Below are 15,676 nucleotides of genomic sequence, written 5' to 3' on the forward strand. Positions count from 1 at the left end.
GGCCACCCGGACTGTGGGGGCATGACGCAGACCCCCGGCGCCGACACTCCCCGCACCCCATTCCTCGCCGAAGTGAAGGACGCGGTCACCCCCCGAGCCACCCTGCTCGTGACCGGCGTGGTCGCCCTGGCTCTGCTCTTCATCGCCTCCTACGTAGGAGCACTCCACGACCCGAAACCCAGGAACGTGCCCATCGGAGTCGTGGCACCAGAGGTGGCCGCCCAACAGACGGTCGACCGCCTGGCAAACCTGCCCGGCACCCCCCTGGCCCCCCGCACACTGGCCGACGAGGCCACAGCCCGCCGGCAGCTCCTGAACCGCGACATCGACGGCGCCCTGCCGATCAACCCGAACGGCACCACCGACACCCTCCTGGTGGCCACCGGCGGCGGCCGAGTCCTGGCCACCACCCTGGAAACACTCCTCACCACCCTGGAGAAGTCCGAGGCCCGCACCCTCCGCACCCTCGACGTGGCCCCGGCCGACCGGCACGACGCCAACGGCCTCACGTCCTTCTACGTGACCGTGGGCTGGTGCGTGGGCGGCTACCTCTGCGCCTCGATCATGACGATCAGCTCGGGCGCCGGCCGCCCCACCCCGAGACGCTCGCTGATCCGCCTCATCGCCATGGCCGCGGTCGCCCTCGTCGGCGGACTCGGCGGCGCCCTGATCGTCGGCCCCGTCCTGGGCGCACTACCCGGCAGCATCGCCGCCCTCTGGGGCGCAGGCGCCCTGATCATCTTCGCGGTAGGCGCGGCCACCCTCGCCTTCCAGGCCCTCTTCGGCCTGGCCGGCATCGGCCTGATCATCCTGATCGTCGTCATCCTGGGAAACCCCAGCGCCGGCGGCGCCCTCCCACCCCCACTGCTCCCACCGTTCTGGCGAGACCTCGGCCCAGCCCTCCCACCAGGCGCGGGCACATGGACAACCCGTTCGATCGCCTACTTCAAGGGCAACGACACAACCGCCTCCCTCCTGGCCCTCTCGGCATGGGCGGCCGCAGGAACAGCGATCACACTCCTGGCGTCATGGCTACGAACGGGCAAGGCGTCATAGACGCACAGGCAAACACACCCGCAGCCGCGTACGGCGGCAAGGGGACGCGTCGGGGGGTGTCCGCCCGCAGAGTCCGGTGTCAAGAAACGGCACCTCCCGCGCAAGGCCCACCACCGGACCGAGGACGGACACCCCCCGACGCGGCCCCGACCCACAACGAACCCGCACGCGCTACGCGAACCCCCACCGGACAGCAACGGGCCGCCGCAGGCACCTCAGGGGCGCGGGGCTGTGTCGAATGTGCGGCTACCGCCGCGTGGGCGCGACCAGCCCCCCACCGAAACAGGCCGCCGCAGGCACCCCCGCCCAACCGCCGGAGGCACCACGCACCCACACACACGAAAGCCCCGCCCCTCACACACAGGGGCGGGACTTCACGCAGCAATCAGCCGACGATCCGTCAGCCGATCTCAGTACCCGTGGCAGACAACGCCTCGGTCACCGGCTGGAAGAACGTCTCCCCGCCGGAGGTGCAGTCACCGCTGCCACCGGACGTGAGCCCGATCGCCTTGTCACCGGAGAACAGCGACCCACCACTGTCACCCGGCTCGGCGCAGACGTCGGTCTGGATCAGCCCGTTGACGATGTCACCGTTGCCGTAGTTCACCGTGGCGTCGAGCCCGGTGACCTTGCCGTCGTGCACCTGGGTGGTCGACCCGCTACGGGTGACCTCCATGCCGACGGTGGCCTCGGCGGCCCCGCTGATGGCCTGCGAGGACCCGTTGTAGAGGTCGACCTCGCTCGGGTGGTCGACCTCGGCGGTGTACTTGACCAGCCCGTAGTCGTTGTCCGGGAAGCTGGACGTCTCGTTGGTGCCGATCTCGGTCCCGCTGGAGTCCGACCAGGCCGTGATGCCCTCGGTGCAGTGCCCCGCGGTCAGGAAGAACGGCTCGCCGCCCTTGACGACGTTGAAGCCGAGCGAGCAGCGCCCACCGTTACCGGTGATCGCGTCACCACCCGCGATGAAGGGCTTGAACTCCCCCTTCGACCGCTTGAGTTCCGCCGTGGCACCCAGCCCGTCGACGACCTTGCCGAGCTTGGCCCACTCGGCGTCGGAGACCGTACGGTCGGCGGTGACGACGACTTTGTTGGTCGCCGGGTCCGTCACCCACGCGGTGCCGGGAATGGTCGCGTCCTGCTTGAGCGTCGTACGCGCGCTCTTCAGCTCGGCGAGCGAGTTCTCGACGACTCTGGCCTTGGCGCCGGCCGCCTCGACGGCGTCGGCGGCGGCCTCGTCGAGGACGTTCACGACAAGGTTCTTGGTCTGCGCGTCGTAGTAGGTACCCGCGGCGTCCCCGCCGAGGTCCTTCGCGAGCGTCGAGGCGAGCTGTCCGGCCGCGCCGACCGAAAGGATCTTCGGCGCGGACGCGTCGGGCGTCTCACTCGCGTTCGCAGTCTGCAAGGTCACGCCCGCGGCGACCAGTGCGGCGATACCCGCACCTGCCACGGCTGCACGCCGCTTGGGTATGCGTCGGTGCTTCAACTCACGTCCTCCTGTGGGGGGGGTCGGCCCGAAAGGTTGTGGGGACCTCGTCGGACCGGAAGGCGTACGGCCACGGGGGCGACAGACAACAAAAGTCACACCCGCGCCGGTTGAACAACGCTCACTATTCCGAGACCCACAGGGAGCGCACAAGGTCGACTTCCGGACGCGCGTAGAACACGGTTGCACGCCCTCCATCACCTTGACCGTGCACAGTCATACGGGCCTCTTCACGCAGCAAACACTGCAAGCGAGCGAACCATACGCAACGCGTGAGGTCTACTCCTGTCTTGAAACCGACCTTTCGGGAGCCGAATCCAAGCGCGGCCCCAGAGGCGGAACTTCACCCTCCGCGGCCGGCGACCCCACAGCCGACCGCTCCCCGAAGCCCGCCCCCTGCGCCCCTTTCTCCAGAAACCGCAACAACTCAACCGGAATCGGAAGCACCAACGTGGAGTTCTTCTCGGCCGCCACCGCCATCACCGTCTGCAGCAACCGAAGCTGAAGAGCCGCGGGCGCGTCGGCCATCTGATGCGCCGCCTCCGCCAGCTTCTTGGAGGCCTGGAGCTCCGCGTCGGCGTTGATCACCCGCGCCCGCCGCTCCCGGTCGGCCTCCGCCTGCCGGGCCATCGACCGCTTCATGGTCTCGGGCAGCGAAACGTCCTTGATGTCCACCCGGTCGATGGTCACGCCCCACTCCACGGCCGGACTGTCGATCATCAACTCCAGCCCCTGGTTGAGCTGTTCGCGGTTGGACAGCAGATCGTCCAGCTCGCTCTTGCCGATGATGGACCGCAGCGACGTCTGCGCCATCTGCGAGACCGCGAACCGGTAGTCCTCCACCCGTACGACCGCCTCGGCCGGCGAGGTCACCTTGAAGTAGACGACGGCGTCGACCCGCACGGTGACGTTGTCCCGCGTGATGCCCTCCTGCGCGGGCACGGGCATCGTCACGATCTGCATGTTCACTTTGCGCAGTTTGTCGACACCCGGCACGATCATCGTGAACCCGGGCCCGCGCACTTACGGCCGGAGCTTCCCGAGGCGGAAGACCACGCCCCGTTCGTACTGCTTGACGACCCGCGCACCGGCCATCACGTACACCACACCGGCGGACGCGAGCGCCGCTCCCGCCGCCACCAGCTCCTCGACCATCACCGACCCCCAGGGTCCGACGTGGGCGCATCACAGCGGAGTACCGCCTGCGCTCCGACGGTGACCCCACGCCACGGCCAAGGGCGAGCCCCCGCACGACAGTTGCGTACGGGGGCTCACATGCTGCTGGCTGCTGATCAGGCCGAACAGAGGTCAGTAGACGCTGACGCCGTACGCGCTGAGGGCCTCGGTGACCGGCTGGAAGAAGGTCGTGCCGCCGGAGGTGCAGTTGCCGCTGCCGCCGGAGGTCAGACCGTACGCGGTGCCGTTGCTGCCGTAGAGCGAACCGCCGGAGTCGCCGGGCTCGGCGCAGACGGTGGTCTGGATCAGACCGGAGACGACGTCACCGCCACCGTAGTTGACGGTCGCGTTCAGGGCGGTGACCCGGCCGCTGTGCGTACCGGTGGTGGAGCCGTCCCGGATGACGGTGGTGCCCACGGCCGGTGTGGCCGCGCGGGTGATGTCCACGCCGTTCGCGGTGCCGGGCCTGGCGACGGATCCGCTGTAGCGCACGATGCCGTAGTCGTTGCCCGGGAAGCTGGAGCCGGCGGTCGAGCCGATGACCGTGGTGCGGCCGGAGTTGGAGTACCAGGTGCCCGCACCGTCGGTGCAGTGGCCGGCCGTCAGGAAGTACTGGTTGCCGCTGCTGTCCTGGACGTTGAAGCCGAGCGAGCAGCGCCAGCTACTCGCATAGATGGCGTCGCCGCCCTGGATGAACTTGCTGAACTTGCCGGGGACGCTCTTGATCGTGAGCGCGTCGGCGTTGGCCCCGGCCTGTTCCTTGATCTTCGCTATCTCCGCCTTGGAGACCGTGGAGTCGACGGTCACCGTGACGCGGTTGGTCTTGCTGTCGACGGCCCAGGCGGTGCCCGGGATGTCGGCCTTCAGCACGGAGCCGCTGACGCTCTTGAGCTGGGCGGCGCTGAAGGTGTCGGGAGTCTCCGCGGCGGTCGCGTTGGGGATCGCGATCGCGGCTGCGGCCACGAGGCCGGAGGATACGGCGATCAGCCGGGTCCGTCTCGTAATGCCACTGCGGGGAGTGGTGCGCTTGATCCTCACGTTTCGTTCCCTCCAGGGAAGTCGGGGGGCCCGCGTGGGGTCGGGGCCCGTGAGGCGCAGTCAGCCGGCCGAACGTCTCCGGATTCCGAACACGCCGTGCCCCTGACAAGCGCTGAGGGGGAGTATTCGGCCGAACGACCGGTAGACGCAAGGGCGCCTTTCGGCCGTCAAGATTTGAACGATCTGTGCGAGTTGACCGCTCCTGCCCCGGTCAGCTCCCTTCCCTCACCTGGGAGGCGGGGTCGACGTCAGCCACACCCCCACACTCCCTCGGCCACCGACGCGACCAGCCGACGCTCGCCGTACACCACCCGCGCCGAGGCTCACCGGCCCCGGATCGACCGCGAGCCCGACCTCATCGTCGAGGAGCCGCCCAGGCACCAAGGATGTCCGGAAGTAAACGGCCCTGACGAAGGCGGCGACAGTGCGGCAGCGCCGCGTCTGCTCCCGTCTCGGCAGTTCGGCAGCGCCGCGCCTGCCCCCTCCCGGCACTTCCGCGGAGCGCTCAGCACCCGTCGCAGGGGCAGCAGCAGTCGCAACCGTCGCAGTCGCAGTCACGACAGCAGCCCTCACGCTTCTTACGCGACCACGGACCCTCGTATTCCTTCGCACAGCACAGCTTGCAGGTGCAGCACAGCAGCCAGAACATCCCGCAGCCGGCCCAGAACCCACGCCGTCCCTTCGGCGGCTGCGGCGCCGATCCCCCTCCGAAGCCCCCGAAGTCACCGCCGCCACCTCCGCCGAAGCCCCCGCCACCCCCACCGGGCGCTCCCCCGCCACCCGCGTACGGATGGCCTCCGGCGTACGGATTCCCGCCACCGGCATACGGATTCTGCGGCGCCCCGTACGGCCCCTGCCCAGACCCCTGCCCCTGCTGTGGCGGCTGCCCATAGGGCCCGGACTGATGGGACGCGCACGCGGGCACCGTGCCGAACGTCCGGTCCACCGAGCGCCGCAGCTCATGCACGAGCAGCAGATGGGCGAGCGCCGCATCAGTGAACTCGACCTCGCGCAGCGCCAGCCGCACCCCGTGCACGGCGTCATCGGCGAGCCGCCGCGCCTCGGCGAGCGAGGTCCCGGTCGCGGCGAGCGGGTTCCACGCACCCGACTCGGCGTCGGCCGCTCGGTCCTCCACGGCGTCCAGGAGGTGCGCCAGCCGTCCGAAGAGGCGCCCGGCCTCGGCGAGCGGCACGGCGTTGTGCGGCCGCCCGGCCAGGATCGCGGTGTGCGCGAAGGCGGCGGCGGTCGCCGTCTCGGTCGGTTCGGTGACGGCGAGGATCGGCGTCCCGGGCCCGGCGAGCGTCTCGATGCCGACCTGCCGGTCCACGGCGTCGACGAGTACGGCGGTGTCGAACCCGACGGCCGAGCCGCTGCGCGCGCCCGCGGCACCCCACCCGGTGGCCACCCGGCGCGCGGCGAGCGCCAGCGGCCTGCGGGCCAGCAGCCCTTCTCCGTCGGCCACATGGTCACGCACCTTGGCCGAGGCGAGCACCAGCGAGACGGCGGCGGCGAGCCGTGCGCCCTCGCCTTGCGCGACGGACGCGGTGCGCATACCGCGCAGCGGACACGGTCCCGCCGTACGCCGCAGTCCACTGTCCTTGTCGGCCTGAGCCTCTGTCAGTACGGAGATGAGGAGCCCGTCGTAGTTCGTCACGATCCGCGCGAACTGGCCGTGGTCACCGCGCAACGCGAGGCACAGCCCGCACAAATGCGCCATCCACTGGCCGGTGAGCTTTTCTCCGAGCCGATGACGGCAGGGCCTGACCATTCCGAACATGACGCTCCCCCGAGGTTCCTACGGCGTACTTATGGCGCTGAGCTGCCGCATCGTACCGACCGGAGCATCGATCGCGACGGCTGGCTCGTTCACCCGTACGCACCCCACATCACCCATACGCCGTGAAGAATCATATTTCACTCACAGTCAGCAGCCGTACGTGGCACGCCCCTTGGGGGGCACGGGCTCTCGACGTATTCGCTGTGCACCAGTACCGTCACAAACCCCCCGCGCGGCGTCTATCCACTTGGCGCGACGTCCGCATCATGGATGACCATAGGGATGCGGAATGTAAGAGAGACCGCTGTGAGAGGAGGCGTCCATGGGATCGGTGCGCAAGGCGAGTGCCTGGCTGGGCCTCGTTGACGACAACGATGACGAGCGTTATTACGACGACGACTACTCCGAAGGGACCGAGCCCGGGGATGCCTGGGTCACCGACCCGCGGGTCAAGGTGGCCACGGACGTCGCCGAGGAGAAGGGCCGCCGCATCGGCACGGTCACCCCGGACAGCTTCCGGGACGCCCGCGCCATCGGTGAGCTGTTCCGGGACGGCGTCCCGGTCATCATGAACCTCACGGCCATGGAGCCCGCCGACGCCAAGCGTGTCGTCGACTTCGCGGCGGGGCTCATCTTCGGTCTGCGCGGCTCGATCGACCGTGTGTCCAACCGCGTGTTCCTGCTGACCCCGGCCGACACGGAGATCATCAGCGGCGAGCGTGCGACTCACCGCGAGGACGGCTTCTACAACCAGAGCTGAGGCAGGGCCGCACACCGGCCCTGCCCCACCTGGTGGGGTTCACCGGAAGGCGTCGAGCCCGGTGAGCGCCTTGCCCAGCACGAGCTGGTGCATCTCGACGGTGCCCTCGTAGGTGAGCACCGATTCGAGGTTGGTCGCGTGCCGCATCACGGGGTATTCGAGCGAGATCCCGTTGGCACCGAGGATCGTCCGGGCCGTACGGCAGATGTCGATGGCTTCGCGGACGTTGTTGAGCTTGCCGAAGCTGACCTGCTCGGGACGCAGGCGGCCGGCGTCCATGCGCCGCCCCAGATGATGGGCGAGCAGAATCCCCTTGTGCAGTTCGAGCGCCATGTCGGCGAGCTTGGCCTGGGTGAGCTGGAAGCCCCCGATCGGCCGGCCGAACTGCTCCCGCGACTTCGCGTAGTCGACAGCGGTCTCGAAACAGGACCGCGCCGCCCCCATGGCACCCCAGACGATCCCGTATCGGGCGTGCGAGAGACAGCTGAGCGGCCCCTTCAGCCCGATCACCTCGGGAAGCACGGCATCCGCGGGCAGCCGTACGTCATCGAGGACGAGTTCACTGGTGACGGACGCGCGCAGCGACAGCTTGTGCTTGATCTCCGGGGCGGAGAAGCCGGCGCTGTCGGTGGGCACGACGAACCCCCGGATCCCGCCGTCGGTCTGCGCCCACACGACGGCGACCCCGGCGACGGACCCGTTGGTGATCCACATCTTGCGCCCGTTGAGTACCCAGTCGGACCCGTCCCGCTTGGCGTAGGTCCGCATGGCCGCCGGGTCGGACCCATGATCCGGCTCGGTCAGCCCGAAGCATCCGATGACCTCGCCGGAGGCCATACGGGGCAGCCACTGCTGCTTCTGCTCCTCGCTCCCGAACCGGTGAATGGCGTACATGGCGAGGGAGCCCTGCACGGAGACGAGGGACCGGATCCCGGAGTCGGCGGCCTCCAGCTCCAGACAGGCGAGCCCGTACTGCACGGCCGAGGCCCCGGCACACCCGTACCCGCTCAGGGACATCCCCAGAGCGCCGATCTCCCCGAGCTCCCGCGCCAGCTCCCGGATGCCCGGCAGCTCGCCCGTCTCGTACCACTCGGCGACGTACGGCACCACCCGGTCCGCCGCCCACGCCCGCACGGTGCTGCGGATCGCCAGGTCCTCGGGCTCCAGGAGGTCATCGATGCCGAGGGGGTCGGCGGGGTCGAACGGGGGCAACTTCGAGGACGCGGACATGGGACACCCTCCCGGCACGGATTAAAACTAGCGCCGCTAGTCACGGCTGGAGCCTGACGCTACGACGCGGTGCCACGCACGTCCAGTACGACTCCCCACCACCGACGCGGCGCGGCGCAAGCCGCCGACGGCGATCAGCCGCCACTGGAGAGGGTCACCCGTCAACGAACTGGAAACGGGTGGTGCGGGGGTGGGAAAAGGCTGGTCAAGCGGAGACGCGGGACTCCACAACTTCCCTTGGCCCAGGGATCTCCGCCTCCACCGGAGGTGCCTCGCACTGCATGACACGCGGCAACCGCAACGCCATCACCGCGCCCAGCACCAACAGAACCGCACTCACCAGCAACGTCACATGCAGCCCGTGCACAAAACAGTCCCGGGCCACCCGCTGCAGGGCCACCCCCGCAGGCCCGCCCAGCTGCGCGGCAACGTCGTAGGCCTCCCCCAGCGAGCGCGAAGCCGCCGCGGAGGCCGACTCCGGAACACCCGTCACGTTCGCCAGCCCGGGGGCGTACGCCGCGTTCATCACGCTGCCCAGCAGCGCGATGCCGATCCCCGCGCCCAGCTGGTACGAGGTCTCGCCGATCGCCGCCGCCCCGCCGGCCTGCTCGGGCGGAGCCTCGCTCAGCATCGACTCGTACGCCCCGAAGAGCGTCGTCTCCAGCCCGAAGCCCAGCAGGACGAACCCGAACAGCAGCAGCCCGGGGTTGTCCTCGCCGCCCATCGCCGTCAGCAGCAGCACCGCGACGGCCGTCAGAACGAACCCGGCGCACACCATCCGCCGCGGCCCGAACCGGCGCAGCATCCGCGCCCCCGCGAGACCGGCCGCCATCGCCGCGAACGTCAGCGGCAGCAGCCGTAGGCCCGTCTCCAGCGGCGAGAGTCCCAGCACCAGCTGCAGGTACTGCGCCGCGATCAGTTCCAGCCCCACGAGGGCGAGCATCGCCAGCACGATGCACCCGACCGAGGTACTGAACGCCGGCCGCGCGAACATCCGCAGGTCCACCAGCGGATACTCGCGGCGCCGCTGCCGTCGCACGAAGAGAACGAGCAGCGCCGCGCCGACCACCAGCGGCACCAGGGTGAACAGGCTGGCCACCGGCTCCCCGCCGCCGAGTCGCTTGACGCCCAGCACCATGCCGAACAGCCCGCCCGCCGCGAGCAGCGCGCCGACCACGTCCCAGGGGCCCTTGCCGTCGCCCTTGGACTCGGGCAGCAGCAACCGTCCCACCGGGAGGCTGACCAGCATCAGCGGGATGTTGACGAGGAAGACCGAGCCCCACCAGAAGTGCTCGAGGAGGAAACCGCCGAGCAGCGGTCCGACCGCCGCACCCACGGCTGCGACGGCACTCCAGATACCGATGGCGAGGGCCCGCTCGCGCCGCTCGGGGAAGACCTGGCGCAGGATCGACAGGGTCGCCGGCATGATCATCGCGCCGCCGACGCCGAGCAGGGCCCGGGCAAGGATCAGTACCTGTGGGTCGTGCGCGAGGGCCGCGAGGCCGGAGGCGAGGCCGAAGAGGCCGTAGCCGAGCAGCAGGACGCGTCTGCGGCCCACCCGGTCGCCGAGCGTGCCGAAGAGGATCAGCAGCGAGGCGCAGACCAGCGGATAGATGTCGACGATCCAGAGCAGTTCTATCGCGCCGGGCCTGAGGTCCTCGGTGACAGCCGGCACCGCTACGTGCAGCACGGTCGCGTCGACCGCGACGAGCAGCAGGCTGACACAGAGGACGACGAGGACGACCCAGCGGTTGGCACCGGCCCCGGCCGCCCGACGGCGCAGCGCAGCGGCAGCCGTGGTCGTCCCGGACATGTACGTACCTCCCAGATGTTCCCTCTCCCTCGGCGGTCGCACGGGGTGGGGACTACCCGTGACCCGGCCGGAGAGGAGCGGTGGTCTCCGGCCCGCGCAGCGAGGGCGAGTGACTCGTCAGAGTACGCGAGTCCGTGTCGGAGCCGAGTGGCGGACCTCTCAGACCGAGCCCGTAGGTATGTGGCGTACACCACACGTTCCTTGATCAACTCCACTCCGGACGGTGAGCCTCCGGAGAAGTCCACCCCAGCATTCGGTGAACGAATTCATAAGCGGCGAAAAACGGAGCATCAGAATGATCAAAGGAATTGAAGGAGGTAGCGCCGAATGATTAGGGATTCCCTGGAAATAAACCTCCCCCTGAGAGGAATCCCACATCACATCGTCATCACAAACCCGTGGAATCGCCGTTGAACTGCGCTCACTCGCTGTAACGTCGATTGGGTGCGTACCGAACGAAAGCTGACCCGTCTGGACCGGGTCTTCGCCAGGCTGGACCGGGAGCCGGAACGTCCGGCCCACATCGATGTGCCGCGGATGACCCGGCACAGGATCGTGCTGTTCGCTTCGACCCTGGCCTTCTACGGGGCCATCGTGTGGGCCATCGTCATCACCTCGTGGCTCGTCCGGCTGGACTGGCAGGTCATGTTCTTCCGGCCGTACCAGCAGTGGGCGGAGATCCACGCCTTCGTCGACTACTACGTGGTGCTCGGCCAGCGCGGCCCGACCGCCGTGATGGTCGCGGCCTGGCTGGGCTGGCGCTCCTGGCGGCAGCACACGCTGCGCCCGCTGCTCGCGCTCGGCGTCTCGCTGCTGCTGCTGAACGTCACGGTCGGCGCCGCCAAGCTGGGCATGGGCCGCCTGGGACCGCACTACGCGACGACCGTCGGCTCCAACGAGATGTGGCTCGGCGGCGATATATTCCCCAGCGGTCACACCGCCAACGCCGTGGTGACCTGGGGAATCCTGGCCTATCTGGCCTCGACCCCGAGAGCGCGCCGCTGGCTGTCGGCCGTGTCGGCGGTGACCTCGCTGGGAGTCGGCCTGTCCACCGTGTACCTCGGTACGCACTGGCTGAGCGACGTGCTGCTCGGCTGGGCCGCAGGCCTGCTGATCCTGCTCGCCCTGCCCTGGTTCGAGCCGCTGATCGCCCGTTCCGAGGCCTGGATCTTCGCCCTGCGCGACCGCTTGCGCGAGCGCCGGGCCGGCACGGTCACCGTGCCGACCGCCCCGGTCGAGGCCGCGGTGCTGCTCACGCCGCGCACCGTGGCCGCCGACAGCGAGGCTGCGGCATGCGAGGCGGCCTCCGCCGCCCGCTCCGCGCGGACGACCGTCCACCCGCCCGCCTACCTGGCCCCCGGCCCGCACACGACCCGTACGGAGCGCACCCCGGTCACCCCGGTCGGCAGCCGCCGTCCGCCGCACTCGGACCGCATCACCCGCGGCACGGCCCAGCCGGCCCGCCCCCTCACGGGCGGCTGACCTCCCGGAAGCGGGTTCGGTACGCACCACCACCCCCGCACCACGACGGCCCCGGTTCCTCGACAGGAACCGGGGCCGTCGCCCGTTGCCGGCCTGTCGCCGGCCCGTTCGTCAGCCCTTCCAGGCCCGCGCCACCTGGCCGTCCTTCACCTCGAAGTTCAGGCGACCGCTCCGGTACTCCATGGTGATGATCGCCCCCGGCGGCAGCGAACGCACCGTCGACCACCCTCGGTCACGGGCCAGTCGCTCGGCCCGGTCCGCGTCGAGACCGACATATGCATCCGGGCTGTCCTGGGGTTCGGCAGGGGGTTTCGGAATGGGTGCCATGCCGCCACGCTAGGGCCTGCGCGCCGGATCGGGCCAGTACGGACAGAGATCCTTTGTAGTTGCCATCCAGGTCACACGTACCTCTCGGGTCACGCTTTTGTCACAGAATCACGACACGCGTTTCGACCACTCTTCGTCACACGGACGGGCGGTTCCCTAGGCCTTCCGCAGGCATTCGATCGTAATTACCGCGTGTCGCGGCGACCTGGCCATTAGCACGGAGGAAAAGTTCCCGGGGAACTGCCGCCGGACCCCTTTTCCCACTCATTCCGATCGGGCCGCGGGAGCCGGTACCGCACAGAAAGTACATGGTCCCAACACAGGATCCCCGTACGCCCCCTGTCGGAGCGCGGCCGACGCGAGCATCATGGCGTGAGCTCGCGTCGGCGCGTGCGACGCGGGCTTCAGCGGGCCCGGGGCGCGACGAGCGAAGGGGCGAGCGAGCGATGGGGACGCAGACCGTACAGGGGACGGCACGGCCCCTGCGGAGCAGGCAGCCCGGCGGCCGTGTGATCGTCGACTGGCTGACCACGACCGACCACAAGAAGATCGGCCATCTCTACCTGATCACGTCGTTCGGGTTCTTCCTGGCCGGTGGCGTCATGGCACTGCTGATGCGCGCCGAACTGGCCCGGCCCGGGATGCAGATCCTCAGCAACGAGCAGTTCAACCAGCTGTTCACCATGCACGGCACGATCATGCTGCTGCTGTTCGCGACCCCGACCTTCGCGGGCTTCGCCAACGAGCTGATGCCGCTGCAGATCGGCGCCCCTGACGTGGCCTTCCCACGGCTGAACATGTTCTCGTACTGGCTGTTCCTGTTCGGCGGCCTGATCGTGATGGGCTCGCTGATCGTGCCGGACGGACCGGCCTCCTTCGGCTGGTTCGCCTACGCGCCGCTCAACAGCCTGGAGCGCTCGCCCGGCATCGGCCCCGACCTGTGGATCATGGGCCTGGCGCTGGCCGGCTTCGGCACGATCCTCGGCGCGGTCAACTTCATCACCACGATCATCGGGATGCGCGCCCCCGGCATGACCATGTTCCGGATGCCGATCTTCGTGTGGAACACCCTTTTCACGTCGATCCTGATCCTGATGGCGTTCCCGGTGCTGGCGGCGGCGCTGCTGGTGCTGGAGGCGGACCGCCGGTTCGGCTCGGTGGTGTTCGAAGCGGCCAACGGCGGGGCGCTGCTGTGGCAGCACCTGTTCTGGTTCTTCGGCCATCCCGAGGTCTACATCATCGCGCTGCCGTTCTTCGGCATCATCACGGAGATCATCCCGGTCTTCAGCCGCAAACCGATCTTCGGCTATCTGACGCTGGTCGGGGCGACGATGGCGATCACCGGACTGTCGATCGTGGTGTGGGCGCACCACATGTTCGTCACGGGCGCGGTGCTGCTGCCGTTCTTCTCGTTCATGAGCTTCCTGATCGCCGTCCCGACGGGCGTGAAGTTCTTCAACTGGAGCGGGACCATGATCAAGGGCTCGCTGTCCTTCGAGACACCGATGCTGTGGGCGACCGGCTTCCTGGTGACGTTCCTGTTCGGCGGGCTGACCGGGGTGATCCTGGCGTCGCCGCCGATGGACTTCCATGTCTCCGACTCGTACTTCGTCGTCGCCCACTTCCACTACGTCGTCTTCGGCACGGTCGTCTTCGCGATCTTCGCCGGGTTCCACTTCTGGTGGCCCAAGTTCACCGGAAAGATGCTCGACGAGCGGCTGGGCAAGATCCACTTCTGGACGCTGTTCGTCGGCTTCCACACCACGTTCCTGGTGCAGCACTGGCTCGGCGCGGAGGGCATGCCACGCCGGTACGCCGACTATCTCGCCGCCGACGGCTTCACCGTGCTGAACACCATCTCGACGATCGGCGCGTTCCTGCTCGGCCTCTCGACGCTGCCGTTCCTCTACAACGTCTGGAAGACCGCCAAGTACGGCAGGAAGGTCGAGGTCGACGACCCCTGGGGCTACGGCCGCTCACTGGAGTGGGCGACCTCCTGCCCGCCCCCGCGGCACAACTTCAACGCGCTGCCGCGGGTCCGCTCCGAGTCCCCGGCGTTCGACCTGCATCACCCGGCGCACGCACTGGAGGCTCCCCAGCCCGAGCCAAAGAGCGAGCAAGCCGGCCGTGAGCCGTCCTGATCGCCTCCACCAGCTCATCCGGCTCCAGGACCTCGAACTCGACGCCCATCAGCATCACATGGATCACCATCACGTCGAGGCTGCCGGCACCGGTGCGCAACAGACAGCTGTCGGGCTCCTCCGCCTCCAGCTGCCCGTCGGACGGCGAGATGTGCGCGGCGGCCTCCTCCAGCGGCACCAGCAGCCGGACGACGGCGTGCGAGGCGTACGCGCGCGTGGAGACGCCCCGGGAGACGTACGCGGCGAGGTCCTCGGCGGGCGGGGTGCGCGGGGCGAAGCGCGGGCCGTGCGGCGGCCTGGGCCGGATGCGGTCGACGCGGAACGTACGCCAGTCCTCGCGGTCGAGGTCCCAGGCGACCAGGTACCAGCGGCGCTCACTGCACACCAGTCGGTGCGGCTCGACCGTACGGCGGGTGGGAGCGCCCTCGTGGTCGCGGTACTCGAAGCGCAGTCGCTCGGCGTCCCGGCAGAGATGGGCGAGCTCGGTCAGCACGGCCGGGTCCACGGCGGAGGGCTGGGGGCCGCGCAGCATCGGCACGGTGAAGGCGTTGAGCGCGCCCACGCGGCGGCGCAGCCGGTTCGGCAGGACCTGCTCCAGCTTGGCGAGGGCCCGTACGGAGGTCTCGCCGATGCCCTCGATGCCGTGGCCCGCCGCTGTGCGCAGCCCTACGGCCACGGCGACCGCCTCGTCGTCGTCCAGCAGCAGGGGTGGCAGCTCGGCACCGGCGCCCAGTTGGTAGCCGCCGCCGGTGCCGGGGCTGGCGTTGACCGGGTAGCCCAGTTCGCGCAGCCGGTCGACGTCTCGGCGGACCGTGCGCGGGGTGACGCCGAGGCGTTCGGCCAGTTCGGCGCCGGACCATTCGCGGTGGGCCTGGAGGAGCGAGAGAAGGCGCAGGAGTCTTGCCGAGGTCTCCAACATGAGCCGATTTTGTCAGCCCAGGAGGGGCGGAGCCGCGGATCGGTACAGCCCCGCGCCCCTGGACGGCGTTGCCGGTAACCGGCACTCCACGCTCAGGTTTCCTTGCCGGGTCCGGTACGGGACCCGGGAGGCGAGGGAGTGCACCTTCATGGCGCCCGGTGCCAGGCGGTGCGGTTCTCCCTCCGTCACGCGCGCGTACGCGTCCCAGTGGCCCTCCGGCAGGGCGACGCTGCTGGGCAGGGCGGCGCGCAGGCGCCCGGTCGTGGCGGGGGCCAGCGGGAGGCTGACCTCCTCGGTGCCCTCGCGGTGGCGCAGGACGAGGTGGGCCGCCTCGGTCGCCCCGGTCGCGCTGACGTCGAAGGTCAGTCCGCCGGCCGAATCCGCGATGCAGTCGGCGCGCAGTGGTGGGGCGTGCGACACGGGCGTCATGCGCTGTGGTACCTCCCTGAGCCGGCTACTCGGTCTGCTCCCTGT

11 protein-coding genes and 2 pseudogenes are annotated in these 15,676 nt (G+C 69.5%); 4 read left to right on the forward strand and 9 right to left on the reverse strand.

What is annotated here, in order from left to right; genetic code table 11:
• The first annotated feature begins 21 nt into the window (after window positions 1-21).
• On the forward strand, window positions 22-1,056 hold the full coding sequence (locus ABIE67_RS11065) for a DUF3533 domain-containing protein (RefSeq protein WP_370256216.1): 1,035 nt from the start codon (window positions 22-24) through the stop codon (window positions 1,054-1,056).
• A 400-nt stretch (window positions 1,057-1,456) separates the two neighbouring features.
• Here ABIE67_RS11065 and ABIE67_RS11070 read toward each other — a convergent pair whose 3' ends face one another.
• From ABIE67_RS11070 to ABIE67_RS11085, 4 genes and pseudogenes are all read right to left on the reverse strand, one after another.
• Window positions 1,457-2,539, reverse strand: a complete 1,083-nt coding sequence (locus tag ABIE67_RS11070) for a S1 family peptidase (protein ID WP_370256218.1) — start codon at window positions 2,537-2,539, stop codon at window positions 1,457-1,459.
• Between the two features lie 342 nt (window positions 2,540-2,881).
• Window positions 2,882-3,694 (reverse strand): annotated as a pseudogene (locus ABIE67_RS11075) (slipin family protein); the annotation flags it as partial.
• 153 nt (window positions 3,695-3,847) lie between these two features.
• The gene (locus ABIE67_RS11080) at window positions 3,848-4,753 is read right to left on the reverse strand and encodes a S1 family peptidase (RefSeq protein ID WP_370256220.1); all 906 of its coding nucleotides are present in this window, start codon (window positions 4,751-4,753) and stop codon (window positions 3,848-3,850) included.
• A 505-nt stretch (window positions 4,754-5,258) separates the two neighbouring features.
• Entirely contained in the window at window positions 5,259-6,530 is a 1,272-nt protein-coding gene (locus tag ABIE67_RS11085) for a DUF5685 family protein (protein WP_370256223.1), read from the reverse strand.
• A gap of 322 nt (window positions 6,531-6,852) precedes the next feature.
• Between ABIE67_RS11085 and ABIE67_RS11090 the strand changes: the two genes are divergently transcribed.
• Window positions 6,853-7,290 (forward strand): cell division protein SepF, encoded by a 438-nt coding sequence (locus ABIE67_RS11090; protein WP_234766830.1) that lies wholly within the window; start codon window positions 6,853-6,855, stop codon window positions 7,288-7,290.
• Between the two features lie 39 nt (window positions 7,291-7,329).
• Here the strand turns inward: ABIE67_RS11090 and ABIE67_RS11095 are convergent, their stop codons facing one another.
• On the reverse strand, window positions 7,330-8,520 hold the full coding sequence (locus ABIE67_RS11095) for an acyl-CoA dehydrogenase family protein (protein WP_370256225.1): 1,191 nt from the start codon (window positions 8,518-8,520) through the stop codon (window positions 7,330-7,332).
• 205 nt (window positions 8,521-8,725) lie between these two features.
• Entirely contained in the window at window positions 8,726-10,333 is a 1,608-nt protein-coding gene (locus tag ABIE67_RS11100; protein ID WP_370256226.1) for an MFS transporter, read from the reverse strand.
• A gap of 444 nt (window positions 10,334-10,777) precedes the next feature.
• Here ABIE67_RS11100 and ABIE67_RS11105 point away from each other — a divergent pair, with 444 nt between their 5' ends.
• The gene (locus ABIE67_RS11105) at window positions 10,778-11,815 is read left to right on the forward strand and encodes a phosphatase PAP2 family protein (protein ID WP_370256227.1); all 1,038 of its coding nucleotides are present in this window, start codon (window positions 10,778-10,780) and stop codon (window positions 11,813-11,815) included.
• 111 nt (window positions 11,816-11,926) lie between these two features.
• On the opposite strand, the gene ABIE67_RS11110 is transcribed toward ABIE67_RS11105, so the two are convergent.
• Window positions 11,927-12,142 (reverse strand): I78 family peptidase inhibitor, encoded by a 216-nt coding sequence (locus ABIE67_RS11110; RefSeq protein WP_274237867.1) that lies wholly within the window; start codon window positions 12,140-12,142, stop codon window positions 11,927-11,929.
• Window positions 12,143-12,588: 446 nt separating this feature from the next.
• On the opposite strand from ABIE67_RS11110, the pseudogene ctaD reads away from it, so the two are divergent.
• Window positions 12,589-14,121: pseudogene (ctaD, locus tag ABIE67_RS11115) on the forward strand (cytochrome c oxidase subunit I); the annotation flags it as partial.
• A 40-nt stretch (window positions 14,122-14,161) separates the two neighbouring features.
• On the opposite strand, the gene ABIE67_RS11120 reads toward ctaD, so the two are convergent.
• Together ABIE67_RS11120 and ABIE67_RS11125 are read right to left on the reverse strand one after the other, a co-directional pair.
• Window positions 14,162-15,202 (reverse strand): helix-turn-helix transcriptional regulator, encoded by a 1,041-nt coding sequence (locus ABIE67_RS11120; RefSeq protein ID WP_370256230.1) that lies wholly within the window; start codon window positions 15,200-15,202, stop codon window positions 14,162-14,164.
• A gap of 12 nt (window positions 15,203-15,214) precedes the next feature.
• Window positions 15,215-15,631, reverse strand: coding sequence for a hypothetical protein (locus ABIE67_RS11125; protein WP_370256234.1), 417 nt, complete (start codon window positions 15,629-15,631; stop codon window positions 15,215-15,217).
• Between the last annotated feature and the right edge of the window lie 45 nt (window positions 15,632-15,676).

The sequence above is a fragment of the Streptomyces sp. V4I8 genome, assembly GCF_041261225.1.
Classification (GTDB): domain Bacteria; phylum Actinomycetota; class Actinomycetes; order Streptomycetales; family Streptomycetaceae; genus Streptomyces.